Source organism: Heyndrickxia vini, from assembly GCF_016772275.1.
GTDB lineage: Bacteria > Bacillota > Bacilli > Bacillales > Bacillaceae_C > Heyndrickxia > Heyndrickxia vini.
Map to the genome: position 1 here is coordinate 1,226,764 of NZ_CP065425.1, position 23,482 is coordinate 1,250,245.

A 23,482-nucleotide genomic window follows, 5' to 3' on the forward strand; every position below is an offset into this window, starting at 1 on the left:
AAAGAGGGGAATCAAATGCGTGAGGCAGTAATCGTAGCTGGTGCAAGAACGCCGGTTGGAAAAGCTAGTAAAGGGACACTTGCAAATGTTAGACCGGACGATCTAGGTGCTTTAGTTGTTAAAGAAACATTGAAGCGTGCGGGGAATTATGAAGGGAATATAGATGATTTAATTATTGGCTGTGCGATGCCGGAAGCTGAACAAGGATTAAATATGGCGCGTAATATTGGTGCATTGGCAGGCCTTCCAAATACGGTACCTGCGGTAACAGTTAACCGTTACTGTTCATCAGGCCTTCAATCAATCGCCTATGGTGCAGAAAGAATCATGCTTGGATCATCAGATACAGTACTAGCGGGTGGAGCGGAATCTATGAGTCTAGTACCAATGATGGGCCATGTTGTCCGCCCGAATGCTACTCTTGCAGAAACGGCTCCTGAGTATTATATGGGAATGGGGCATACAGCCGAACAAGTTGCACAGAAGTTCGGCGTTTCACGTGAAGATCAAGATGCATTTGCAGTAAGAAGTCACCAAAAGGCGGCAAAAGCGATCGCTGAAGGAAAATTCGCAGACGAAATCGTGCCGGTAGATGTTACACTTTGTTCTGTCGGAGCAGATAATAAATTGGTTGAGAAAAAAATTGTATTTAGTCAGGATGAAGGGGTTCGTCCTGAATCGAGTGTAGATGTACTTGGAAAATTAAGACCGGCATTCAATCTTAAAGGATCAGTAACAGCAGGAAACTCTTCTCAAACAAGTGATGGAGCAGCAGCTGTGTTATTAATGGATCGGGAAAAGGCTGTGTCACATGGACTTGCGCCGATGGCTAAATTTCGTTCATTTGCAGTAGCCGGCGTGCCTCCGGAAATTATGGGAATCGGACCGGTTGAGGCAATCCCAAGAGCATTAAAAATTGCGGGACTGGAACTATCAGATATTGGCTTATTCGAATTGAATGAAGCTTTTGCTTCTCAATCCATTCAAGTCATTCGCCAGTTAGGAATAGATGAGGAAATTGTCAATGTAAACGGGGGAGCGATTGCTCTTGGACATCCATTAGGCTGTACGGGAACAAAATTAACATTATCCTTAATCCATGAAATGAAAAGACGCAATGTTCAGTTCGGTGTTGTGACTATGTGTATAGGCGGCGGTATGGGTGCTGCAGGTGTTTTTGAATTAATCTAGAAAATTAACATCGTTTAGGAGGAAGATAAAATGACTAATCAGGCAGGTAAATTAATTAAAGGTGGAAGCTTTTTAATTGAGGATATTTCTTTTGAGCAAATGTTTACTCCAGAGGATTATTCCGATGAACAAAAAATGATCGCGAAAACAACCGAAGATTACGTAAATAATGAGGTTGTTCCACAAGTAGAATATTTGGAAAAACATGAATTTGAGCGTTCTGTTAAACTATTAAAATCTGCAGGTGATCTAGGTTTGTTAGGTGCAGATGTTCCTGAGGAATATGGCGGTTTAGAATTAGATAAAGTAAGCTCAGCATTAATTTCGGAAAAAATGGCTAAAGTCGGCGGGTTCTCCATTTCCCACGGTGCACATGTAGGGATTGGATCCTTACCAATCGTGTTATTCGGCAATGAAGAGCAAAAGAAAAAATATTTGCCATTACTTGCAACGGGTGAAAAACTGGCTGCCTATGCATTAACAGAACCAAGCTCGGGCTCTGACGCATTAGGTGCAAAAACGACGGCAAAATTAAATGAAGCAGGGACACATTATATTTTGAATGGTGAAAAACAATGGATTACTAATGCTGGATTTGCAGATGTATTTGTTGTATACGCAAAAATCGATGGGGATAAATTTTCAGCCTTTATCGTGGAACGTGAATATCCGGGAGTATCAACAGGTGCAGAAGAAAAGAAAATGGGAATTAAGAGTTCTTCGACACGTACATTAATTTTAGAAGATGCAGAAGTTCCAGTTGAAAACTTACTCGGTGAGGTTGGAAAAGGGCATAAAATTGCATTTAACATCTTAAATATTGGCCGCTACAAATTAGGTGTAGGTACAGTTGGCGGTTCAAAAAGCGCATTTGAAATTACTGTGAAATATGCAAACCAACGTAAACAATTTAAAACACCGATTTCAGCATTCAATTTAACGAAAGAAAAATTAGCAACAATGGCTTCTAAAATTTATGCAGCAGAAAGCTCTGTATACCGTACAGTAGGTCTTTTTGACGAAAGAATGAGCCATGTTGATGTAAAAGATGGCCAAGAGATTGCAAATTCAATTGCCGAATATGCGATTGAATGTTCATTAAACAAAGTATTTGGCTCCGAAGTTCTTGATTATGTAGTAGACGAAGGTGTCCAAATCCATGGTGGTTACGGCTTTATGGATGAATATGAAATTTCACGAGCTTACCGTGATTCTCGTATTAATCGTATTTTTGAAGGTACAAATGAAATCAATCGTTTAATTGTTCCGGGAACATTGATGAAAAAAGCAATGAAGGGCGAGCTGCCACTTCTTCAAAAAGTCCAAAGCTTACAAGAAGAGCTTATGATGATGATGCCGGAAGAAATTGGAGATGGCGCATTAGATCAAGAAAAATATTTAACACGAAGTGCAAAAAAAGTGGCACTAATGGTAGCTGGGCTAGGTGCACAAAAATTCGGTACAAAACTTGAACAAGAGCAAGAAGTACTTGTTAACGTTGCAGATATTATTTCTTTAGCCTATGCAATGGAATCTGTTGTTTTACGTACGGAAAAGGCAATAGCTAAAGATGGCGTTGAAAAGAGCCAACAAAAAATTCTTTATACACAAATCTTCTGTCAAGAATCAATTAATGAAATTGAACAATTGGCTAAAGAATCAATTGTAGCTATTGAAGATGGTGATACACTACGGATGATGCTATCTGCACTTCGTAAATTAACCCGTCATACGCCAATTAATGTCATTGCTAAAAAACGTGAGGCATCAGTGAAGCTTATTGAAGCAGAACGTTTTGTCCTTTAATAAAATCTACGGAAATCCCTGATATATATTGTATCAGGGATTTTTTTCTTATTTATCGCATGATAATAATGACTAAATAAGGTTGTTGTTTAAAATTTGGAGGCATCTGTATGCGCAACTCTTGGAATCTCCTCAATAAACTCCAGCAAAAAATTTATATTACTGTCAAGTTTAAATTTTGGGTAAGCCATTTCGTCGCATTACTTTGGATGGCTTTCTCAATTATTATTTCTTTACCTTGGATTTATGATTTAGCTAAAATCGTTACTTTCCCTATCGCAATAGCTATTATTTCTGGAATATCTTATATTCCGGGGTATCTAAATTCATTTCTAATTATGAGTTTGTTGTTTGATAAACAACCCGAATTTAAAAATGAAGACCCAATAGAACCAGTTACTATTTTAATTGCGGCATTTAATGAAGAAAAAAGAATTTACACTACGTTAAAATACATTAAGAACCAAGATCATCGTGGGAAAATCACCATTCTGGTGATTGACAATGCTTCAAATGATCAAACGGTTGCAGAAGTAAAAAGAGCGATGGAAGAATTACAATTGGATATTAAATTGCTACGTGAAAAAAAGCGCGGAAAATTTTATGCATTAAATTTTGGATTACAGCAGGTAAAAACAAACTATGTAATCACATTGGATGCGGATACCATTATTCATTCGTCTGCGGTAAGAAATCTTATCGCTAGAATAGAAAGTAGTCCAAATGATGTTGCTGCTGTTGCAGGTTCCGTTCTCGTTCGAAACAGCCTTATAATATTTGGACGAAAATTCAAGAATGGGATTATTTCTTAGGCATAGCTTCGATTAAGAGACTTCAAGGGTTATACCAAGGAACATTAGTAGCACAAGGTGCGTTTAGCATATATCGTACAAAGAATTTGAAAGAAATAGGTGGATGGCCAAATGCCATTGGTGAGGACATTGTAGTCACTTGGAGATTACTCGAAAAAAAGAAAAAGGTTTATTTTGAACCCCTTGCAGTAGCTTTTACCGATGTTCCCGCATCTTTGCCTCATTTTATTCATCAACGTTCTAGATGGGCGAGAGGAATGATTGAAGGATTACAAGCAATCAAACCTTGGGAACAACCGCAAATATATACTAAATATTTAACGGGTGTGAACTTGATCATGCCCTTTTTAGACATCACCTACACCCTTTTTTGGATACCTGGTTTAATCCTGGCACTGTTTGGACATTATTGGATTGTTGGTCCGATGACATTACTTGTCTTACCGTTAACATTAATAAGTTTTGGAATTCTCTATCTATATCAAAAGCGATTTGTGTTCCGTCCATTAAATTTAAAAATAAGAAACAACATAGTTGGTTTTATTTGTTTTATTCTTTTCTACCAAATCATTATGTCCCCAGTTTCGACATATGGATATATTCAGGAGTTATTTAAAATGGAGAGGAAATGGAAATGATGCTTTTTAATAATGCTTTGTTTAAGTTCTTTTATTAAAATAATATCTTTGAATTTCATTAAATAAGAAGGTAAAATAAAATTAATGTCGAATCATATATTTGATTAGTAGGTGGTGAATAATGATGGCATTAACATTTTATTGGTACCCAAAATGTGGGACATGTCGTAAAGCAAAAAAATGGTTAGAAGTACATAACATTTCCTTTGAAGCCATACATATTTCTGAAAATCCGCCGACTCAAAAGGAATTAAAAGAACTTTATAAAAAAAGTGGCCTAGAGTTGAAGAAGTTTTTTAACACTTCAGGGCAAAAATATCGTGAACTAGGAATGAAGGATCGTATTAAAGCGGCATCCGAGGATGAGCTGTTAAGCCTTCTTGCTTCAGATGGAATGCTTATTAAACGCCCCATTCTGACGAATCATGATAAAGTGACTGTTGGTTTTAATGAAGAGATGTATGAGCAAACTTGGTTATAGTTTTAAGCGCCAGTTTTCTTGCTTGCAAAAGGGATTTATGTAACTATTATTTTTGAATAATCATTGGAGGGGTTTCTACCATGAGTTTACCAAATGAATTACGTTATTCTGAAGAACATGAATGGGTGAAAAAAGAAGGAGAAAGTTTACGGATCGGTATCACTGATTTTGCTCAATCTGAGCTTGGCGACATCGTATTCGTTGAACTGCCAGAAGTAGGGGATGAAGTAAAAGTTAACGAACCATTTGGCAGTGTTGAATCAGTTAAAACAGTTTCTGAATTATATGCACCAGTAAGCGGAAAAGTTGTTTCTGTAAATGAAGAACTAAGCGACAGCCCTGAATTTGTTAACGAATCACCATATGAAAAAGCATGGATGATTGTTGTTGAACCAAGCAACGCTGCTGAATTAGACGAATTAATGTCAGCAGAACAATACGAAGAAATGATTAAAGAAGACTAATAAATATTAATAAATGAAAACACCTTGGGGCTAGTTTCCAAGGTGTTTGCTATATAAAGGATGAAATATGCTTATGAAAGTATGGACGAAGGAAGAAGTTATTCAGTATACGGAAAATGCCGATAATCTTGCTCTTTATTTTTATACTCCACTTTGTGGAACATGCCAGGTAGCAGGAAAAATGTTAGATATCGTAGAGAAAATAGTGCCGGAATTTGAATTTAGCAAAGCGGATTTAAATTATATGCCTGAAATTGCCGCACAGTATTCCATAGAAAGTGTTCCTTGCTTATTGATTTTTCAAAATGGGGAATGTAAGGAAAAAATATATGCATTTCAATCAGTCACGAATCTATATGATGTACTTAAGCAATTCTAATGATAAAAACTGCATATGTTTCTCGACAAATTTCTTGGGAAATAACTAGATAGTGACTTGTTTAGACAAGATAAGCTATCTATTTTTTTATTTATAAAAACATTGTTGAACGATTGATAAAGGATAAATTATTTGTTTCGTGAATTAATAATGTAAAAAGCATAGGGTGGGATCTGTGTGGACACATTATTCAAACGCGTATTAGTTGAAATAAATAGAAGAAATCATTTACAAGCACTCCTTCCAAGTCATCTAATTTCAATATTGTTCAAATGTGAAGATAAAACATGGGTTATGAATCTTTCAAAGGTACAATGCAATTACACATCATATATAGATAAAAAAGCTGATTTAGAAATACATGTTTCTAAACAAGCATTACAGGCATTGTTAAATGGAGATATTCGTCTATATCAATTGGTGAAATATGGTGAAGTTCAAGTGAGTGGATCCTATCGGCATTCTTTATTAGTGGAATCATTATTATGGCTGTGCAGAGAATACCAAGTAGCATAACTTTTTTTTCGTCCAGTTCCAACGCTAACCAAGACGCATCCACTTTTGTTCTTGACGTTTTATTCTTACCATGCTAAAATCACTTTTGTACCTAATGAACTATTAAACAATTAAATAATAAACGTGCTCTTATCAAGAGAGGTGGAGGGATGTGCCCGATGAAGCCCGGCAACCGTCAGTTAACTGAAATGGTGCCAATTCACACAAAGTATTTTTACTTTGGAAGATGAGAGAAAGGTTTCTATATTCTCATGCCTTTCTGCTCATTTTGCAGAAAGGCATTTTATTTTGGCTTTTAGTAAGAATAATAGGTAATATTCGTTGTTAGAAAGTAGGTGGGACATCATGATATCTATACACAATGTAAAAAAGATCTTTTCAACAAAGGGTGGAAAAGTAACAGCTGTTGATGATATAAATCTTGAGATAAATAAAGGCGAAATTTTTGGTGTCATCGGCTACTCAGGTGCGGGAAAAAGTACACTTATTCGTATGCTTAATGGTTTAGAGATTCCGACAGAGGGAAGTGTTCTTGTCGCTGGTAAAGAAGTTTCCAAAATTAAAGGTGCCCAATTGCGACAAGCAAGACAAGAAATCGGCATGATTTTTCAACACTTTAATTTACTATGGTCTCGTACGGTACGGGAAAACATCTCATTTCCACTTGAGATTGCAGGTGTTTCAAGGCAGGAAAGAAGTAAAAAGGTAGATGAATTAATTAAACTAGTCGGGCTTGAAGGCAGAGAGAATTCCTATCCTTCTCAGCTAAGCGGTGGACAAAAACAGCGTGTAGGCATTGCTCGAGCGCTAGCCAATGATCCAAAGGTATTATTATGTGATGAGGCTACATCCGCACTGGATCCGCAAACAACGGATTCTATCCTTGATTTATTAGTTGATATAAATAAAAGACTTGGATTAACCATTGTTCTGATTACCCATGAAATGCATGTTATTCGAAAAATATGTCATCGAGTAGCTGTCATGGAAAGCGGAAAAATTGTTGAAATGGGAACAGTGCTAGATGTTTTTAAGAATCCTCAACAAGCAATTACGAAAAAATTTGTTACACAGTTAACGGATCAAGAAGAGACGCAGGAAACTGCAAAACAACTATTAGAAAATTATCATAGCGGGCAAATTGTTAAATTAACGTTTATCGGAAATTCCGCGGAACAACCGATTATTACAGATCTCATACGCAACTTTGAACTCTCGGTAAATATCATTCAAGGGAATATTTCGCAAACACAAAGTGGCGCATATGGAACGCTATTTGTTCATTTAAATGGCCAAACGGATGAAATTCATAAGGGAATTCAATATTTGCAACAGCAGCAGGTCGGACTTGAGGTGGTTAAAGCAAATGATTGAGAAGTATTTTCCAAATGTAGACTGGAATCAAATGTGGGATGCTACGAAAGAAACGCTTTTTATGTCCGCTTGGTCGGTAGTTGCCACATTTGTTTTAGGAATATTATTAGGTTTATTATTGTTTTTTACGACAAAAGGGAATTTGTGGCAGAACAGTTTAATTAATTCGATTGTTTCTGCCTTTGTAAACATTTTTCGGTCGATTCCTTTTATTATCTTAATCGTACTTTTAATTCCATTTACAAAAATAATCGTTGATACGATTATTGGCCCTAAAGCCGCTTTGCCTGCTTTAATCATAGGGGCAGCTCCTTTCTATGCTAGGCTAGTAGAAATTGGACTAAGAGAGGTAGATAAAGGGGTTATTGAAGCAGCACGAGCAATGGGTGCAAAAACAAGTACGATCATTTTTAAAGTATTATTACCTGAATCACTACCAGCAATCGTTTCAGGCATTACTGTTACATCCATTGCGATTGTTGGCTACACTGCGATGGCCGGAGCTATTGGTGCCGGTGGATTAGGTAACTTGGCTTATTTAGATGGATTCCAGCGAAATCGTCAAGATGTTACCGTAGTTGCCACCATTATTATTTTAATTATTGTCTTCATCATTCAAATGATTGGTGATGCAATAACAAGAAAAATAGATAAGCGTTAGATTCGCATCAGAGGAGGAAAAACAAATGAAAAAATGGTTAGCATTTCTTTTTACAGCTGTTTTAGTTTTTGGGTTAGCCGCTTGTGGCAAATCAGATGAAAAATCAAGTGGAGATGGAAAAGATACAACATTAGTAGTCGGTGCATCAAACGCACCACACGCAGTCATTTTAGAACAAGCAAAACCAATTTTAAAGAAAAAGGGCATTAATTTAGAAATTAAAAAATTCACGGATTATGTAATGCCGAATAAAGCACTTGATTCAAAAGAATTAGATGCAAATTATTTCCAACACATTCCCTACTTAAACAAACAAATGAAGGAATTTGGATATAAATTTGCTATCGCAGGTGAAATCCATATTGAGCCAATGGGAGTATACTCCAAAAAATACAAATCGCTTAAAGATCTACCAAAAGGTGCAAAAATATTAATGAGTAATTCAGTATCAGATCACGGTCGTATCCTTACATTATTCGAAAAAAATGGTTTAATTAAACTTAAAGATGGCGTGAATAAGGATGAAGCAACAATAAAAGATATTGCCGAAAACCCGAAAAATTTAAAATTTGACTATGAGTACGATCCGGGATTTTTAACAACTGCTTATAACAATGGTGAAGGGGATGCGGTTGTAATTAACTCTAACTTCGCCATTGATGTAGGTATGGATCCTAAAAAGGATTCCATTGCCATTGAAGGCGATGATTCACCATATGTGAATGTGATTGCTGTTCGAAAAGGTGATGAAAATAAAAAAGCAATTAAAACATTAGTAGAAGTTCTTCATTCAAAAGAAATTCAAGATTTTATTCTTAAAGAATGGAATGGTTCTGTCGTACCTGTTTCAAGTAAATAACCATTAAAAGAAGGCTTCGGTTTATTATACCGTAGCTTTCTTTACTATAATCAAGGATTTAAGATGATTATTAAGTATACATATACAATTTTTGCTTTCATGCTCCCTGAACGATTGAGGGGATAAATAAACCTTTTAAATGCACTTTGTTCATTGTTCTCATGTTTGTTACGATTGTATTCGTAAGTTTTAAAGCAAATATGGAAGGGATGATTCGTTATTAACTCTCTTGAGTTTCAGTACACAAATGACATGGAAAAGGCATTACATGGTGCACATGGAGTTGGATATGAGGTGTACAAAAGAAGGCATAAAGTGAGAATGCTCGTTGAAAGAAGAAGAGAGCGGGAATATATCAGGTCCCAACGAATGGCAGCAGACCTTGGACGAAAGACGTTAAGTAATTTATAATATAGAAGTAGGAGAAACCAGTGTTGTTTACACTGGTTTTTTTATTCCATACAATTATCAAGTACATAATCTTGGACAGCCCTACAACTTGAATGAAGTGAGGAGTAGAGGTAAAACTAAAGTGATATCAAAGCAGGCTTTTATTGAAAGTCAAAGGTCGGACTTTCATTATTGCTTATAGTTTTAATTTGTTATAAGATTATAATGAGAATAAATTGAGAATGAGTTTTGAAATTTTTATATACAACGGAGGTATAATCATGGCAGGTTCTACACTTATCATTAAAGATCTACATGTTGAGATCGAAGGAAAAGAGATTTTAAAAGGTGTTAACTTAGAAATTAAAGGCGGCGAATTCCACGCAATTATGGGTCCTAATGGTACTGGTAAATCAACGTTATCATCTGCAATTATGGGCCATCCTAAATATACAGTAACAAAAGGGAGCATTACCCTTGACGGCAAAGATGTTTTAGAAATGGAAGTTGATGAAAGAGCACGTGCAGGTCTCTTTTTAGCGATGCAATATCCAAGCGAAATCAGCGGTGTAACAAATGCTGAGTTCTTACGTTCTTCAATCAATGCACGTCGTGAAGAAGGCAATGAAATTTCTTTAATGAAATTCATTCGCGAAATGGATAAAAAAATGGAATTGCTTGAAATGGATCCGAATATGGCACAACGTTATCTGAATGAAGGTTTCTCTGGCGGGGAGAAAAAACGTAATGAAATTCTTCAACTCATGATGATTGAGCCGAAAATTGCCATTCTTGACGAAATCGATTCAGGTTTAGATATCGATGCGCTTAAAGTCGTTTCTAAAGGAATCAATGAAATGCGCAGCAGTGATTTTGGCTGCCTAATCATTACTCACTATCAACGTTTATTAAACTATATTACTCCTGACCATGTTCACGTTATGATGCAAGGTCGTGTAGTTAAATCCGGCGGTCCAGAACTTGCAGCTCGCTTGGAATCTGAAGGATATGACTGGATCAAACACGAACTTGGAATTGAAGACGAAACAGTAGGGCAAGAAGCATAAAGTTGGGAGGACTTAACATGACTGTAGAAACAAATCTTTCAGTAGATCAGGATTATGTTCGCTCCTTCTCAGAAGGAAAGGGTGAACCTGAGTGGTTTACGAAGCTTCGTATTCAAGCATTAGCTAAATCAGAAGAGCTTCCGATGCTAAAGCCTGATAAAACAAGAATTACTAGATGGAATTTTACTCAATTTGCACAGCATTCAATCGAAAGTGATACCTATCAAACTTTAGAATCACTACCTGAAGCGGTGAAATCATTAATCGATATAGAAAATGCAAACAAAAACTTATATATTCAACATAATCAAACCGCTGCATTTTTAACTCTATCAGAAGAGCTTAAAGACAAAGGTGTAATTTTCACAGATATTATCACTGCTGTAAAACAACATGAAGATCTTGTTCAAAAGTATTTTATGAAGGATGCAGTTAAAGTTGATGAACATAAATTAACCGCATTACATGCTGCACTTATGAATGGCGGCGTATTCTTATACATTCCTAAAAATGTAGAGGTTGCCGAACCTATCCAAACAATTTATGTACATGATCATACAGAGGCACCACTATTTAATCATGTACTTGTTGTTGCTGATGACAATAGTTCAGTAACTTATGTGGAAAACTATATTTCAACAAATGATCAAGCTAAAGGGATTGCGAATATCATCACTGAAATCATTGCAAACGGCAATGCCAAAATTGAATATGGTTCCGTCGATAATTTAGCAGAAGGTGTTACTACTTATGTAAATCGACGCGGAGTAGCTTATCGTGATGCCAATATTGAATGGGCTTTGGGTATGATGAATGATGGTGACACGATTTCAAATAACACAACGAATTTAATGGGAGATGGTTCTTCTTCTCATTCAAAAACTGTCGTTGTTGGCCGTGGAAGTCAAACTCAAAACTTTACGACACAAATTACTCACTTTGGTAAAAACACAGAAGGCTTTATTTTAAAACACGGTGTTATGAAGGATTCAGCTTCATCTATCTTTAATGGAATCGGAAAAATTGAACATGGTGCTTCTAAATCAGATGCTGAGCAAGAATCACGTGTTTTAATGCTAAGTGAAAAAGCACGCGGGGATGCCAACCCAATGCTCTTAATTGATGAAGATGATGTAATGGCTGGACATGCAGCATCTGTAGGACGTGTTGATCCTGTTCAACTTTATTATTTAATGAGCCGTGGAATTTCGAAAAAAGAAGCGGAGCGCTTAATTATTCATGGATTCCTTGCTCCAGTAGTAAATCAATTGCCTATTGAAGGTGTAAAACGTGCATTAACAGAGGTAATTGAAAGGAAAGTTAAGTAATGAATGCGAAAGAGATTCGTAAATTATTTCCGATTCTTGACCAAGAAGTCAATGGACATCCACTTGTATATCTAGATAGTGCTGCGACGTCTCAAAAGCCGTATTCAGTGATTGAAGCGATTAACAATTATTATAAAGAAGACAATTCTAATGTTCACCGTGGGGTTCATACATTAGGAACAAGGGCCACGGATAAATATGAAGGTGCACGAGAAAAGGTTCGCCGATTCATTAATGCATCTTCGACAAGTGAAGTAATATTCACCCGAGGAACTACAACGTCAATAAATACCATTGCAAACAGCTTTGGTCGTGATAATGTTAAAGAGGGAGATGAGATTGTCATCTCCTACATGGAACATCATAGTAATTTAATCCCATGGCAACAACTTGCGAAACAAAAAGGAGCGACATTAAAATACGTTCCAATGCAAGAGGATGGAACTATTACATTAGACGATGTTCAAAAAACAGTAACCTCCAATACGAAGATAGTAGCGATTATGCATGTATCGAACGTGCTTGGCACAATTAATCCAATTAAAGAAATTACGAAAATAGCTCATAACAATGGTGCATATATGGTTGTGGACGGTGCTCAAAGCACCCCACATATGAAAATTGATGTGCAAGATTTGGATTGTGACTTTTTTGCTTTTTCTGGTCATAAAATGTGTGGGCCAACCGGTATCGGAGTATTGTATGGGAAGAGAGAGCTTTTAGAAAACATGGAACCAGTAGAATTCGGTGGAGAAATGATTGATTTTGTGGATCTGTACGATTCTACTTGGAAGGAGCTCCCTTGGAAGTTTGAAGGCGGAACTCCGATTATTGCAGGTGCCATTGGCTTAGGTGCCGCGATTGATTTCTTAGAGGATATCGGCATGGAAAACATCACTAAATATGAACACCAACTTGCAGAATATGCTCTAAATAAACTTTCAGAAGTAAAAGGTATTACCATTTATGGACCAATGGATCCGATGAAGCGTGCGGGACTCGTTACATTTAATCTTGATGATGTCCATCCGCATGATCTAGCAACGGTACTAGATGCAGAAGGGATTGCGGTTCGAGCTGGGCATCATTGTGCACAACCGCTAATGAAATGGTTAAAAGTTTCAGCAACTGCAAGAGCAAGCTTCTATTTGTATAATACAGAAGAAGATATCGACCGTTTTGTTGCAGGACTTTTAAAAACAAAGGAGTACTTCAGCGATGTCTTTTAACAATCTAGATACTCTTTATAGACAGGTAATTATGGATCATTACAAAAACCCGCGAAATAAGGGGCATATTGATGAAAACAGTGTGATCATTGACATGAACAACCCTACTTGTGGAGATCGTATTCATTTAACAATGAAAGTAGAAGATGGAAAAGTTGTCGATGCGAAGTTTGATGGAGAAGGATGTTCGATCTCAATGGCCTCTGCATCGATGATGACTCAAGCAATTATTGGAAAAGATGCTGAAACTGCAGTTAAACTTTCACATATTTTTTCCGACATGATCCAAGGCAAGGAATATGACGATGATGAAGATTTAGGTGATATTGAAGCATTACAAGGAGTTTCGAAATTCCCAGCTCGTATCAAGTGTGCAACATTGGCATGGAAAGCGATGGAAAAGGGATTAGATTCTAAGTAATTCCCAAACACTAATAATAAGTATATCCTCTAGTCAAAAACTGGATTTCATAAATGTAAAGCTAATAGGATGGAGGAATGATTGATATGGCAAAAAAAATGCCTGAAATCGGAGATTATAAATATGGCTTCCATGATAAGGACGTCTCTGTTTTCCGTTCAAAACGAGGTTTAACACGTGAAATCGTGGAAGAAATCTCACGAATGAAAAATGAACCACAATGGATGTTAGATTTTCGACTCAAATCACTTGAGCATTTCTATAATAAACCAATGCCACAATGGGGCGGAGATTTGAATGGTTTAGATTTCGATGAAATCACTTATTATGTTAAACCTTCAGAAGCTCAAGGGCGTTCTTGGGATGAAGTTCCAGAAGAAATTAAAAATACATTTGATAAACTTGGAATTCCGGAAGCAGAACAAAAATATTTAGCAGGGGTATCTGCGCAATATGAATCAGAAGTTGTTTATCACAATATGAAAGAAGATCTTGAAAAGCTAGGAATTGTATTTAAAGATACGGATTCCGCTTTAAGGGAAAATGAAGATATCTTCCGTGAACATTGGGCAACGGTTATCCCGCCAACGGACAATAAATTTGCTGCACTTAACTCTGCTGTTTGGTCAGGTGGATCATTCATTTATGTCCCACCAGGTGTAAAAGTAGATACACCATTACAAGCATATTTCCGTATTAACTCGGAAAATATGGGACAATTTGAACGTACACTAATTATTGTTGACGAAGGTGCACATGTTCACTATGTTGAAGGATGTACAGCTCCTGTCTACACAACCAACTCACTTCATAGTGCGGTTGTAGAAATTATTATTAAAAAGAATGCTTATTGCCGTTATACAACAATCCAAAACTGGGCAAATAACGTATATAACTTGGTAACAAAACGTGCGGTATGTGAAGAAAATGCAACGATGGAATGGATTGATGGAAACATCGGTTCTAAATTGACAATGAAATACCCAGCTGTTCTTCTTAAAGGTGAAGGTGCCCGTGGTATGACATTATCTATTGCGATTGCCGGAAAAGGCCAACACCAAGATGCTGGTGCGAAAATGATGCATTTAGCACCGAATACGTCTTCCACAATCGTTTCTAAGTCAATTTCAAAACATGGTGGGAAAGTAACGTACCGTGGAATCGTTCACTTCGGCCGCAAAGCTGAAGGCGCACGTTCAAATATTGAATGTGACACATTAATTATGGATAATCAATCAACTTCAGATACAATTCCGTATAATGAAATTTTAAATGACAATATTTCATTAGAGCATGAAGCAAAAGTATCAAAAGTATCTGAAGAACAATTATTCTATTTAATGAGTCGCGGTATTTCCCAAGAAGAGGCGACTGAAATGATCGTAATGGGCTTCATTGAACCATTTACGAAAGAACTACCAATGGAATACGCTGTAGAAATGAACCGCTTGATCAAGTTCGAAATGGAAGGGTCTATCGGTTAATAATACCTTACGAAAAATCACTTGGAGATCATCCAAGTGATTTTTTTCGGATAAAAGGATCCAGCCTTTACATCCTTTTTAAGAATTTATGGTACGATATCATGAAGGAAAGTAGGTGAATCGATTGATATATATAGGTTTAGCTGGATGGGGAGATCATGATGCAATTTATCCAAATGGGACTTCACAAAAAGATAAGCTCAAAGAGTATGCGGGACATTTTCCAATAGTAGAAGTAGATTCGACTTTTTATGCTGTACCACCCGAAAGCAGTGTTCAAAAATGGATTAATGACACACCTGAACCTTTTCAATTTGTTGTCAAAGCATACCAAGGAATGACAGGACATGGACGTGGAAAAAATCCTTTTTCATCTAGGGAAGAAATGTTTGATGCTTTCAAAAAGTCGATTCATCTTTTCCAAGAAGCGGGTAAGTTAAGTATGGTATTATTTCAGTTTCCACCATGGTTTGATTGCAAAAAAAGTCATGTGGACTATTTACGTTATTGCAAAACAAAAATGAATCACTTTCCGATCGCGCTGGAATTTAGACATCAATCATGGTATTATCCCCAGTTTATTGAAAGTACTTTAGATTTTATAAAAAGTGAAGGTTGGATTCATAGTATTTGTGACGAGCCACAAGCGGGGGTAGGCTCTATCCCCATTATATTAGAAGCAACGAACCCACTTAAAACACTTATTCGGTTTCATGGAAGAAATATTCATGGTTGGCGGAAACCAAATCAAGGCGATTGGAGAGAAGTTCGCTATTTGTATCGATACAATCGGCAAGAACTTTTGGAGTGGAAAAGGCATCTTGGCGAGTTAAATAGACAATCAAAGGATCTTTACGTAATATTTAATAATAACTCCGGGGGAGATGCTGCAGATAATGCAAAACAATTTATTGATATGTTATCCATTGAATATCATGGATTAGCCCCAAGACAGTTAGATTTATTTCGTGAAAACAGCTAATACATTTAGGAGTGCAATGTATGATTGAAACTATTCATATTTACCATACAAATGATATACATAGCCATTTTGAAAATTGGCCGAGGATTAGAGATTTTCTTTTGCATCAAAAGAAAAATCACAAAGCAAATGGGGAAGAAGTCTTTCTATTTGATATCGGAGATCATGTAGACCGGTGGCATCCTCTGACGGAGGCAACAGTTGGAAAGGAAAATACTCGATTACTAAATGAAGTGGGCTATACAGCTGTAACCATTGGTAATAATGAGGGCATTACCCTTTCGTATAATGATTTGGATACTCTTTACACAGAAGCCGAGTTTGATGTCATTTTAGCTAATTTATATAACCATCAAAATCGCAGACCGTCTTGGACAATTCCCTATCAAATCTATCAAACAAAAAAGGGAATAAAAGTCGGCATTACTGGTGTTACTGCTAATTTTAAAAAATTATATACCATTCTCGGATGGGATTTAAAAGATCCTATTGAAGAAATACAGCGGCAAGTTGACCAATTGAAAAAAGAGTCCGATATCATTATATTGTTATCACATTTAGGAATTCATGATGACGAGAAAATAGCGAAACTTTATCCTGAAATAGATATTATACTAGGGGGACATACCCATCATATTCTTGAAAACGGGAGATTAATAACAAACGCTCTTGGTACAACTTTATTGGGTGCTGCAGGGAAACATGGGAAATTTGTAGGGCATGTACAATTGGAGATCGACGTAGAAAAAATGAAAATAAAAAATAAAGAAGCCCGATTATATACGATAGAGAATTTACAAGCACCAATCAATGAAACGAGTGAAATTGAAAAATTTTATGAAGAAGGTAGGAAATTACTTTTTCAAGAAGTTGTAACCATACCTGAAACGCTATCTGTTGAGTGGTTTCAGGATTCAATTCTTCCACATATTCTTTGTGAGGCGATTCAGGAATGGTGCAATGCAGACTGTGCAATGATAAATGCAGGCCTCATACTCGATCATTTGGAGAGAGGGATTGTGACCAAATATGAAATCCATAAAATTCTTCCACATCCGATTAACCCATGCATGATAAAGCTCAGCGGGGCAGAGTTGAAAAGCGTTCTACAGCAATCGTTTGATCCTAAATGGCCACCACTGGAGTTAAAGGGATTAGGGTTTCGGGGAACAATATTGGGGAATTTTGTTTATAATAATATTTCTATACGTGAAAATGATCTTTTTATTAATGGAATGAAACTTGAGGAAAATAAAATGTATACATTAGGAACGGTCGATATGTACACATTTGGACACTTCTTTCCTGAACTTTATTCAGCGGAAAAACAGTATTTTATGCCTGAATTTATCCGTGATGTGATGGAATGGAAGTTAAAAAAGATTTACAGAAAATAGTTCAATTTTGTAACCACTTTACGCCTATTCCATACACATGATAGTAGTTGGGATAAAATGAAAGGAGCGAGGCGTTTGGTTACAATTGAACCAGTCGTGATTAATGGATATACATTTATTGCAACAACAGTTAAGCTGCCCAAGACTACGTTACTTACTGTTTCAAACGACCACGGGTATATCATGTGTGGGGCACTTGATGTTAGTTTATTAAATGACAAATTAAAAGATCGAAAAATCATTGCAGGTAGAGCGGTTGGCGTTAAAACAATTGAACAATTACTCGATGCTCCATTGGAGTCAATTACCTTACAAGCTGAAAAAATTGGCATTGAAAAAGGTATGATAGGTAAAGAGGCATTGTTAAAAATGATATAAAATTCTAATCTAAATGTTTGATGATTTTAATCCTAGATCCCCTCTTACAAGCATACATATAGCTTGTAAGGGGGGATTTTAACTTGGGAAAATTTCGTCCACATAAATCCCGGCGCGGACCATTGCCAGTTCGTTATGTTCTTCTGTTAACTTTCGTGTTTTTCACATTTTCGACGGTTATTGGTCTTTTGCTTGTAAATAAGGGAATTAAACCAACCCTTTTAGATTATGCAGAAAGTATGAATCAAAAAATTGCTGCCAGTGCTGTAAGTGATGCAATAAAAAAAATTAAAGAAGAAAATTTAAATCAAATGATAAAGACAAAACAAAATAATAAAGGGAATATTGCCTCGGTAGATATATATCCCGGTATAGGAAATAAAATAACTGCACAAATTCAACAGGATATCCAATCATACTTAGACGGTGCCGAAGAAGGAAATCTAAAGGATTTTTCAGATTTAAATATTGAAAAAAGTAAAGGGGAAATTTTATATTCAGTTCCATTAGGTCGAGCTACTGATAATGTTTTACTAGGGGATTTAGGACCGAATTTACCAATTAAACTTCATGTTATAGGAGATACAGAGGTGAATTTTAAACCTGAAATTGGAGAAACAGGAATTAACGGAACTGTTGTAATGCTGAATATTTATGTAAAAGTTAATGTACAAACAATTATTCCATTTGCAACAGAAGTGAAAACATATGAACAAACAATTCCTCTTCCAGCAGGAATTTATAATATGGATGTTCCGCAATATTATAATGGAAACGGTGAATCATCCCCACCATCTATTCAATTAGACGGCGAAGAAACAAAAGAAAAAACGAAGAAAAAATAAGGAATTTTTAATTTTGCGGACACCAGTTCCGCTAACCGTGCAAAAATGGGTTAAAATCTAATGTTGGCGGACACCAGTTCCGTTATACTATAAAAAAGCAGTGATTTCCTTACGTTTTTTCACAAATAGCGTCCCATGTGTCCGCTTAACCGTGAAATTCCGGTCATTTAATAAAAATAACGGATTCTATGTCCGCTTAAATTATTGAAGAAGTACAATTTTGTGTTCAACAACTGAACCCATCAGAAAAAATAAGAGCCTCATTTTTTTGAGGCTCTTATTCTGTCTAATCGTTCCCATTGTGATAAATAAGGATATGGATCGAATGACCATTCTGTACGTCCATTATCTTTATACATACCATAGTGTAAATGCGGAGGGAATTTTCCAGATGTTCCTGGTGGGCCATAACCCGTGCTTCCTACGCTTCCAATCAATGTACCAGGTTTGACGATTTGCCCAATCTTTAACCCTTTTGCGAAGCCATTTAAATGGGCAAAATAATGATACGTATTATTAATATCGCGAATACCTACTCGCCAGCCCCCAAATTTATTCCATCCTTTCATTTCTACAATGCCATAGCTAGTGGATCGAACAGGGACGCCATATCCAGCAAAAATATCTGTTCCTTCGTGAATTCTTCTACCGCCCCAGCCCCTGGAATCTCCCCAAGTGTTGTGATAAGTAAAATTATAACCTCTCGGTAAAGGAAACGTTTTATGATTTAAATCCAATCTTCCGAAATGTTTATAAAGTCTTGCTTTCTCCATGATAATTCCAACGGTTTTATCCCTTTTATAATACTCCCATAAAGCAATTTTAAATTGATCTTCATCTACTCCATAATTTAAAATATAGTTCGCAAATGAAAAAAGAATGTCCATGTCATCATTAATATTAGCTTTTCCATCCCCATTTCCATCAGCACCTATTCCGTTAAAAAGCTGAATAGATAATGGATGAACATCTTTACGATCAGGGTTTAAAAAACCGCTCCATTGTTCAGGTTTGAAATAAATGCCGGTTATTCCTTCGGCTTTTGGCAAATCCCTTCTAACTGAACGTATACTTCTTTCATAATGATCAACGGCAGCCATATAATACCAAGGAAGATTAGTAACTGTTTCTACCCTTTTATACAACTCCATTCTTTTTTGAAAAATTTCTTCATCTGATAAAGTTTTGCTTGAAGCAAAACAAGTTGGTGTAATGAATGCAAGCAATAGAAGTGAACATAGTAGAATACGCACTTTCTTTGCCTCCTTGTAACATAATGATTGCTATCAATTATTATTTGATTGTATGAATCATTCATAAGTATAAAATAATGGTAAAAAGAAAACTGCGTCTATTTCGACGCAGTTCATCTCTACAAGTTTCCGTTATCCATTCGTTCGCGGTATTCATCTTGATCTTCCGCTTTATTTTTATGTTTATTAATTACTTCTCCATTTGCATTTTCTCCGTCATTAAGTTGACGCCCTTGAGGGGAACGGCTTAACATTCGTTTAACAAGACCTTTAATGGTTTCTTCTTTATTTTTTGAATTAGAATCCATGTATGCAATATTTTCGACATCTTGCCTTAGTGATGGATCATCTGTAACATAAACATGAAACCATCTTGGAAGAATGGTCAAAGCTGTAATCTTCACTTGATCTGCTACTTCAAATCTGTCCTTTTTGCTTTTCGCATCTGTTCGATAAGCAACCAATACTTCTTCGTCGGTAACTAAAACGGAAGCATCATGGACATTTGGAATGGTTACAAGCATATTACTTATTGATTTAGCAACTTTTTCTCTATTCATCGCATTATCTTGATTGAAATTTACATTTTTATTTGGCACTGGGCTTTTTACTTGGCGAACAAAACCAAATTCCTTTTCTTTTTCGGATTGTGTATTCACCTTTTCGGGGTTGTACAAATCTTCCTCATTTTGTTTATTTATTGTATTTCCGGAATGCTTATAAATTCCTGGACTTTCGGCAACATTTTTATTATTGGTACCACATGCAGTGAGAAGGGCTGTACCCAAAAAAGCAGCCGCAATTAATCGTTTTTGCAAAATAAAACACCTCCTATTTGTTATATTGCACTTGAATGAGTTTTTTTTTCTTAGTAATTGATGGGGATTAAGTTATAATTTTAATTAAGTGAAAATAAAAGAGGTGCTTAGATGATTAGTATTAATAATCAATCGTATGAGATAATCAAAGATTTTCGCAATGGTTTTAATGAAGAAGCATTCCGAAATCGATTTAGTGACATTTTATCAAGATATGATTACATAGTTGGTGATTGGGGTTATGGTCAATTAAGATTGCGGGGTTTCTTTGAAGACGAAAATCCAAAATCAACGTTTGATACAAAAATTGGAACATTAACCGAATATTTATATGAATATTGTAATTTTGGCTGTGCATATTTTGTAGCAAAAAGAATATAAAACTAGCCCCGTTTTAAGGGCTAGTTACTTTCATCATATGGAGGTTCTTGATTTACCTCACCGTCATCATGTGTAGGATGGGCACCAGGGTATTCTCTTGGTAAATCTTGATGAAAAGACTTAAACTCATAATTATACGCACTATATGGTCGTTGACCTTTTTTCCATGGAGTGGATTTTCCTTGGACAGGCTCATTCTCTCCCCGAGGTGCCCCATACGAACCTTCAGGTAAATCTTCGGGGATAATAAAATTTTTTCTCGTTTCCACGGTGGATACATCCGTATAAGGAATATCTTCTTTATCTATGTGTTCGTATTTTTCATCCATAATGACACACTTCCTTTTTAGGAGTTATGTTTATTATGTGTTATTTACATTTAAACAATCCTCAAGAAGGAGAAATCGTTTGATGGGTATGATAAAATAAATATTGTAGGAAACAGGAAAATGGAAGGGTGCGAAAGCAGTGTACTTTGTAGATCGGGAAAAAATCGAAACAACTTTACATTATATGGAGAATAAACTTCAGCTTTTGAATACAACAGAAAAATGGGAAACAGAAATTGAAAAATGTGCATTAGAAAGAATTGCCCATACAATAATTGAATCCATTCTAGATGTCGGAAACTCCATGATTGACGGTTTTATCATGAGAGATCCTGGCAGCTATGAAGATATTATTGACATCCTGCTTGATGAGAAAGTTATTAATGATGAAATGGCAAAAGGATTAATGGAAATCATCATGTACCGAAAAATTCTTGTGCAGCAATATACATCGATCAATCATGAAGAAATGTGCCAAATTTTTGCAAAGAATAAAGAACCACTTTCTCAATTTGCTTCACATGTAAGAAGCTATTTGGAAAATGAACTAGGACCAGTTTCCGCATTCAAAAATTAGAAACGCTATCCATCCGGAAGCGTTTTTTTTGGAATAGAAAGGATAAATATAACATGAAACAATATAAAGGATATTTAATTGATTTAGATGGGACGATGTATCGAGGCAGTGAAAAAATTGATGCTGCAGGCGATTTTATTCATCGATTAAAGGCAAAAGGAATTCCATATTTATTTGTAACGAATAACTCATCAAGAACACCAGAACAAGTAGCCAAGAAACTATGTGATTTTGATATACCCGCACAAGCCAATCAAGTCTTTACAACATCAATGGCTACTGCCGAATACATATATAAGCAAAAAAAAGACGGTACTGTTTATGCAATAGGAGAAGAAGGCTTAAAGACGGCCTTAAAAAATAAAGGGCTTCAGTTTAACGATACTGATCCAGATTTTGTTGTCGTTGGAATTGACCGTGAAATCAATTATGAAAAATTAGCATTAGCTTGTTTAGCTGTTCGCAATGGTGCTACGTTTATTTCGACGAATGCGGACATCGCATTACCAACGGAACGAGGTTTCTTACCTGGGAATGGTTCAATAACATCAGTAATTACAGTATCTACCCAAACAGAACCAATCTTTATTGGAAAACCCGAATCCATTATCATGGACCAAGCATTAGCCTATTTAGGGACAAATAAAGAAGAGACAATCATGGTTGGTGACTTTTACGATACAGATATTCTAGCTGGAATGAAAGCAGGGATGGATACTCTCCTCGTTCATACAGGGGTTACAACGAAGGATGCCTTATTGGAAAAAGAAAAACAACCCACATATGTAGTTAATTCCCTAGATGAATGGGAAGTGTAAAATAAAGCGTACATTTATCCCAAATGTACGCTTTTACTTTCAATCTTCACTAACTGCTCGGTGTGCTAATCTACTTGAAGCTGCAGCCGCAATGGCTCCTACAATATCATCCAAGAAAGTATGACAGTCTCCCGAGGAGTGATCATTTAATTTCTGCAGAATACCCGGTTTTTGCTTATCAATGTATCCGTAATTAGTAAAACCAATCGATCCATACACATTGACGATGGAAAAGGCTAAAATTTCGTCCACTCCGTACAGACTTTCATCCACTTCGATAATGGATTGCAATGGTTCATCAAGCATCTTTTTTTCTGCCAAAATATCCAATTGAATACCTGTTAATATGGCATTTTGTACCTCTCGCTTTGATAAAACGCGATTAATATTTTCAATACAATCCTCTATTTGTAAATCAGGATGATATTTTTGCTGCAAAAACATGACTAATTCTGCAATATCTTCGATGGTGACCCCGCGTTTATTCAGCCATTCTCTAGCCGTTTTTTCCGAAAGGGACATTTTTTGATTATTTGTCATATCGATTCACCTTTTCCTTGTATTTTATAAAAACAAAACATGAAGTTTAAATCCACTTATTTCA

The 23,482-nt window shown here is 36.1% G+C and carries 26 protein-coding genes, 1 pseudogene and 1 riboswitch; of the genes and pseudogenes, 23 read left to right on the forward strand and 4 right to left on the reverse strand.

The window, feature by feature from the left end; translation table 11 throughout:
• Nucleotides 1-15 precede the first annotated feature (15 nt).
• The 20 genes and pseudogenes from I5776_RS05995 (at nucleotide 16) to yunB (ending at nucleotide 18,702) form a co-directional block, all read left to right on the forward strand.
• Nucleotides 16-1,191 carry an acetyl-CoA C-acetyltransferase gene (locus I5776_RS05995; protein WP_202779459.1) on the forward strand — a complete coding sequence of 392 codons (1,176 nt, stop codon included), beginning with the start codon at nucleotides 16-18 and terminating at the stop codon, nucleotides 1,189-1,191.
• A gap of 30 nt (nucleotides 1,192-1,221) precedes the next feature.
• Entirely contained in the window at nucleotides 1,222-2,997 is a 1,776-nt protein-coding gene (locus tag I5776_RS06000; protein ID WP_202779460.1) for an acyl-CoA dehydrogenase FadE, read from the forward strand.
• Between the two features lie 110 nt (nucleotides 2,998-3,107).
• A pseudogene (locus I5776_RS06005) lies at nucleotides 3,108-4,447 on the forward strand (glycosyltransferase family 2 protein).
• Between the two features lie 124 nt (nucleotides 4,448-4,571).
• A complete protein-coding gene (locus I5776_RS06010) occupies nucleotides 4,572-4,928 on the forward strand; it encodes an arsenate reductase family protein (protein WP_202779461.1) in 357 nt (118 codons plus the stop codon).
• Between the two features lie 80 nt (nucleotides 4,929-5,008).
• A complete protein-coding gene (gcvH, locus tag I5776_RS06015; protein WP_202779462.1) occupies nucleotides 5,009-5,392 on the forward strand; it encodes a glycine cleavage system protein GcvH in 384 nt (127 codons plus the stop codon).
• A gap of 73 nt (nucleotides 5,393-5,465) precedes the next feature.
• Nucleotides 5,466-5,771, forward strand: coding sequence for a thioredoxin family protein (locus I5776_RS06020; RefSeq protein WP_202779464.1), 306 nt, complete (start codon nucleotides 5,466-5,468; stop codon nucleotides 5,769-5,771).
• 177 nt (nucleotides 5,772-5,948) lie between these two features.
• Nucleotides 5,949-6,287, forward strand: coding sequence for an SCP2 sterol-binding domain-containing protein (locus I5776_RS06025; protein ID WP_202779466.1), 339 nt, complete (start codon nucleotides 5,949-5,951; stop codon nucleotides 6,285-6,287).
• A gap of 126 nt (nucleotides 6,288-6,413) precedes the next feature.
• A riboswitch (SAM riboswitch) is annotated at nucleotides 6,414-6,520 on the forward strand.
• Nucleotides 6,521-6,632: 112 nt separating this feature from the next.
• A complete protein-coding gene (locus I5776_RS06030) occupies nucleotides 6,633-7,661 on the forward strand; it encodes a methionine ABC transporter ATP-binding protein (protein WP_202779468.1) in 1,029 nt (342 codons plus the stop codon).
• A complete protein-coding gene (locus I5776_RS06035) occupies nucleotides 7,654-8,322 on the forward strand; it encodes a methionine ABC transporter permease (protein ID WP_202779470.1) in 669 nt (222 codons plus the stop codon). Before I5776_RS06030 ends, I5776_RS06035 begins: the two co-directional genes overlap by 8 nt.
• A 25-nt stretch (nucleotides 8,323-8,347) precedes the next feature.
• Entirely contained in the window at nucleotides 8,348-9,181 is an 834-nt protein-coding gene (locus tag I5776_RS06040; RefSeq protein ID WP_202779472.1) for a MetQ/NlpA family ABC transporter substrate-binding protein, read from the forward strand.
• 252 nt (nucleotides 9,182-9,433) lie between these two features.
• The gene (locus I5776_RS06045; RefSeq protein ID WP_202779474.1) at nucleotides 9,434-9,592 is read left to right on the forward strand and encodes a YuzK family famiily protein; all 159 of its coding nucleotides are present in this window, start codon (nucleotides 9,434-9,436) and stop codon (nucleotides 9,590-9,592) included.
• A 260-nt stretch (nucleotides 9,593-9,852) separates the two neighbouring features.
• Nucleotides 9,853-10,638, forward strand: coding sequence for a Fe-S cluster assembly ATPase SufC (sufC, locus tag I5776_RS06050; protein WP_202779475.1), 786 nt, complete (start codon nucleotides 9,853-9,855; stop codon nucleotides 10,636-10,638).
• Between the two features lie 17 nt (nucleotides 10,639-10,655).
• Entirely contained in the window at nucleotides 10,656-11,966 is a 1,311-nt protein-coding gene (sufD, locus tag I5776_RS06055; protein ID WP_202779476.1) for a Fe-S cluster assembly protein SufD, read from the forward strand.
• Nucleotides 11,966-13,195: a cysteine desulfurase gene (locus I5776_RS06060; protein ID WP_202779477.1), complete on the forward strand. Its 1,230-nt coding sequence runs from the start codon at nucleotides 11,966-11,968 to the stop codon at nucleotides 13,193-13,195. The genes sufD and I5776_RS06060 overlap by 1 nt, the downstream gene beginning before the upstream one ends.
• Nucleotides 13,185-13,616 (forward strand): Fe-S cluster assembly sulfur transfer protein SufU, encoded by a 432-nt coding sequence (gene sufU / locus I5776_RS06065; protein ID WP_202779478.1) that lies wholly within the window; start codon nucleotides 13,185-13,187, stop codon nucleotides 13,614-13,616. The genes I5776_RS06060 and sufU overlap by 11 nt, the downstream gene beginning before the upstream one ends.
• An 86-nt stretch (nucleotides 13,617-13,702) precedes the next feature.
• Entirely contained in the window at nucleotides 13,703-15,100 is a 1,398-nt protein-coding gene (gene sufB, locus I5776_RS06070) for a Fe-S cluster assembly protein SufB (protein WP_202779479.1), read from the forward strand.
• Nucleotides 15,101-15,224: 124 nt separating this feature from the next.
• Nucleotides 15,225-16,082 carry a DUF72 domain-containing protein gene (locus I5776_RS06075; RefSeq protein ID WP_202780709.1) on the forward strand — a complete coding sequence of 286 codons (858 nt, stop codon included), beginning with the start codon at nucleotides 15,225-15,227 and terminating at the stop codon, nucleotides 16,080-16,082.
• Between the two features lie 20 nt (nucleotides 16,083-16,102).
• Nucleotides 16,103-17,479, forward strand: coding sequence for a bifunctional metallophosphatase/5'-nucleotidase (locus I5776_RS06080; protein ID WP_202779480.1), 1,377 nt, complete (start codon nucleotides 16,103-16,105; stop codon nucleotides 17,477-17,479).
• A 57-nt stretch (nucleotides 17,480-17,536) separates the two neighbouring features.
• Nucleotides 17,537-17,857: a YunC family protein gene (locus I5776_RS06085; RefSeq protein WP_425490340.1), complete on the forward strand. Its 321-nt coding sequence runs from the start codon at nucleotides 17,537-17,539 to the stop codon at nucleotides 17,855-17,857.
• Between the two features lie 83 nt (nucleotides 17,858-17,940).
• Entirely contained in the window at nucleotides 17,941-18,702 is a 762-nt protein-coding gene (gene yunB / locus I5776_RS06090) for a sporulation protein YunB (protein ID WP_202779489.1), read from the forward strand.
• A 260-nt stretch (nucleotides 18,703-18,962) separates the two neighbouring features.
• Here yunB and I5776_RS06095 read toward each other — a convergent pair whose 3' ends face one another.
• Both I5776_RS06095 and I5776_RS06100 read right to left on the reverse strand, forming a co-directional pair.
• A complete protein-coding gene (locus I5776_RS06095) occupies nucleotides 18,963-19,955 on the reverse strand; it encodes a M23 family metallopeptidase (RefSeq protein ID WP_202779491.1) in 993 nt (330 codons plus the stop codon).
• A 119-nt stretch (nucleotides 19,956-20,074) separates the two neighbouring features.
• Nucleotides 20,075-20,773, reverse strand: coding sequence for a YhcN/YlaJ family sporulation lipoprotein (locus I5776_RS06100; RefSeq protein WP_202779493.1), 699 nt, complete (start codon nucleotides 20,771-20,773; stop codon nucleotides 20,075-20,077).
• Between the two features lie 111 nt (nucleotides 20,774-20,884).
• On the opposite strand from I5776_RS06100, the gene I5776_RS06105 reads away from it, so the two are divergent.
• A complete protein-coding gene (locus I5776_RS06105) occupies nucleotides 20,885-21,154 on the forward strand; it encodes a YutD family protein (protein ID WP_202779495.1) in 270 nt (89 codons plus the stop codon).
• Nucleotides 21,155-21,174: 20 nt separating this feature from the next.
• On the opposite strand, the gene I5776_RS06110 is transcribed toward I5776_RS06105, so the two are convergent.
• The gene (locus I5776_RS06110) at nucleotides 21,175-21,483 is read right to left on the reverse strand and encodes a cytosolic protein (protein WP_202779497.1); all 309 of its coding nucleotides are present in this window, start codon (nucleotides 21,481-21,483) and stop codon (nucleotides 21,175-21,177) included.
• Nucleotides 21,484-21,622: 139 nt separating this feature from the next.
• On the opposite strand from I5776_RS06110, the gene I5776_RS06115 reads away from it, so the two are divergent.
• Both I5776_RS06115 and I5776_RS06120 read left to right on the forward strand, forming a co-directional pair.
• Nucleotides 21,623-22,060: a DUF86 domain-containing protein gene (locus tag I5776_RS06115; protein WP_202779499.1), complete on the forward strand. Its 438-nt coding sequence runs from the start codon at nucleotides 21,623-21,625 to the stop codon at nucleotides 22,058-22,060.
• A 53-nt stretch (nucleotides 22,061-22,113) separates the two neighbouring features.
• Nucleotides 22,114-22,878, forward strand: a complete 765-nt coding sequence (locus tag I5776_RS06120) for a TIGR01457 family HAD-type hydrolase (protein WP_202779501.1) — start codon at nucleotides 22,114-22,116, stop codon at nucleotides 22,876-22,878.
• Nucleotides 22,879-22,917: 39 nt separating this feature from the next.
• Here the strand turns inward: I5776_RS06120 and I5776_RS06125 are convergent, their stop codons facing one another.
• Nucleotides 22,918-23,418 carry a phosphatidylglycerophosphatase A family protein gene (locus tag I5776_RS06125; RefSeq protein ID WP_202779503.1) on the reverse strand — a complete coding sequence of 167 codons (501 nt, stop codon included), beginning with the start codon at nucleotides 23,416-23,418 and terminating at the stop codon, nucleotides 22,918-22,920.
• Nucleotides 23,419-23,482: the final 64 nt, after the last annotated feature.

Coding starts and splice junctions, on each gene's coding strand:
- I5776_RS06120 (WP_202779501.1), top strand. CDS start 22,114: ATGAAACAATATAAAGGATATTTAATTGATTTAGATGGGACGATGTAT.
- I5776_RS06035 (WP_202779470.1), top strand. CDS start 7,654: ATGATTGAGAAGTATTTTCCAAATGTAGACTGGAATCAAATGTGGGAT.
- I5776_RS05995 (WP_202779459.1), top strand. CDS start 16: ATGCGTGAGGCAGTAATCGTAGCTGGTGCAAGAACGCCGGTTGGAAAA.
- I5776_RS06105 (WP_202779495.1), top strand. CDS start 20,885: ATGATTAGTATTAATAATCAATCGTATGAGATAATCAAAGATTTTCGC.
- sufC (WP_202779475.1), top strand. CDS start 9,853: ATGGCAGGTTCTACACTTATCATTAAAGATCTACATGTTGAGATCGAA.
- I5776_RS06085 (WP_425490340.1), top strand. CDS start 17,537: ATGAAAGGAGCGAGGCGTTTGGTTACAATTGAACCAGTCGTGATTAAT.
- I5776_RS06030 (WP_202779468.1), top strand. CDS start 6,633: ATGATATCTATACACAATGTAAAAAAGATCTTTTCAACAAAGGGTGGA.
- I5776_RS06040 (WP_202779472.1), top strand. CDS start 8,348: ATGAAAAAATGGTTAGCATTTCTTTTTACAGCTGTTTTAGTTTTTGGG.
- I5776_RS06080 (WP_202779480.1), top strand. CDS start 16,103: ATGATTGAAACTATTCATATTTACCATACAAATGATATACATAGCCAT.
- sufB (WP_202779479.1), top strand. CDS start 13,703: ATGGCAAAAAAAATGCCTGAAATCGGAGATTATAAATATGGCTTCCAT.
- I5776_RS06060 (WP_202779477.1), top strand. CDS start 11,966: ATGAATGCGAAAGAGATTCGTAAATTATTTCCGATTCTTGACCAAGAA.
- I5776_RS06110 (WP_202779497.1), bottom strand. CDS start 21,483: ATGGATGAAAAATACGAACACATAGATAAAGAAGATATTCCTTATACG.
- I5776_RS06000 (WP_202779460.1), top strand. CDS start 1,222: ATGACTAATCAGGCAGGTAAATTAATTAAAGGTGGAAGCTTTTTAATT.
- sufD (WP_202779476.1), top strand. CDS start 10,656: ATGACTGTAGAAACAAATCTTTCAGTAGATCAGGATTATGTTCGCTCC.
- gcvH (WP_202779462.1), top strand. CDS start 5,009: ATGAGTTTACCAAATGAATTACGTTATTCTGAAGAACATGAATGGGTG.
- I5776_RS06020 (WP_202779464.1), top strand. CDS start 5,466: ATGAAAGTATGGACGAAGGAAGAAGTTATTCAGTATACGGAAAATGCC.
- I5776_RS06045 (WP_202779474.1), top strand. CDS start 9,434: ATGGAAAAGGCATTACATGGTGCACATGGAGTTGGATATGAGGTGTAC.
- I5776_RS06010 (WP_202779461.1), top strand. CDS start 4,572: ATGGCATTAACATTTTATTGGTACCCAAAATGTGGGACATGTCGTAAA.
- sufU (WP_202779478.1), top strand. CDS start 13,185: ATGTCTTTTAACAATCTAGATACTCTTTATAGACAGGTAATTATGGAT.
- I5776_RS06125 (WP_202779503.1), bottom strand. CDS start 23,418: ATGACAAATAATCAAAAAATGTCCCTTTCGGAAAAAACGGCTAGAGAA.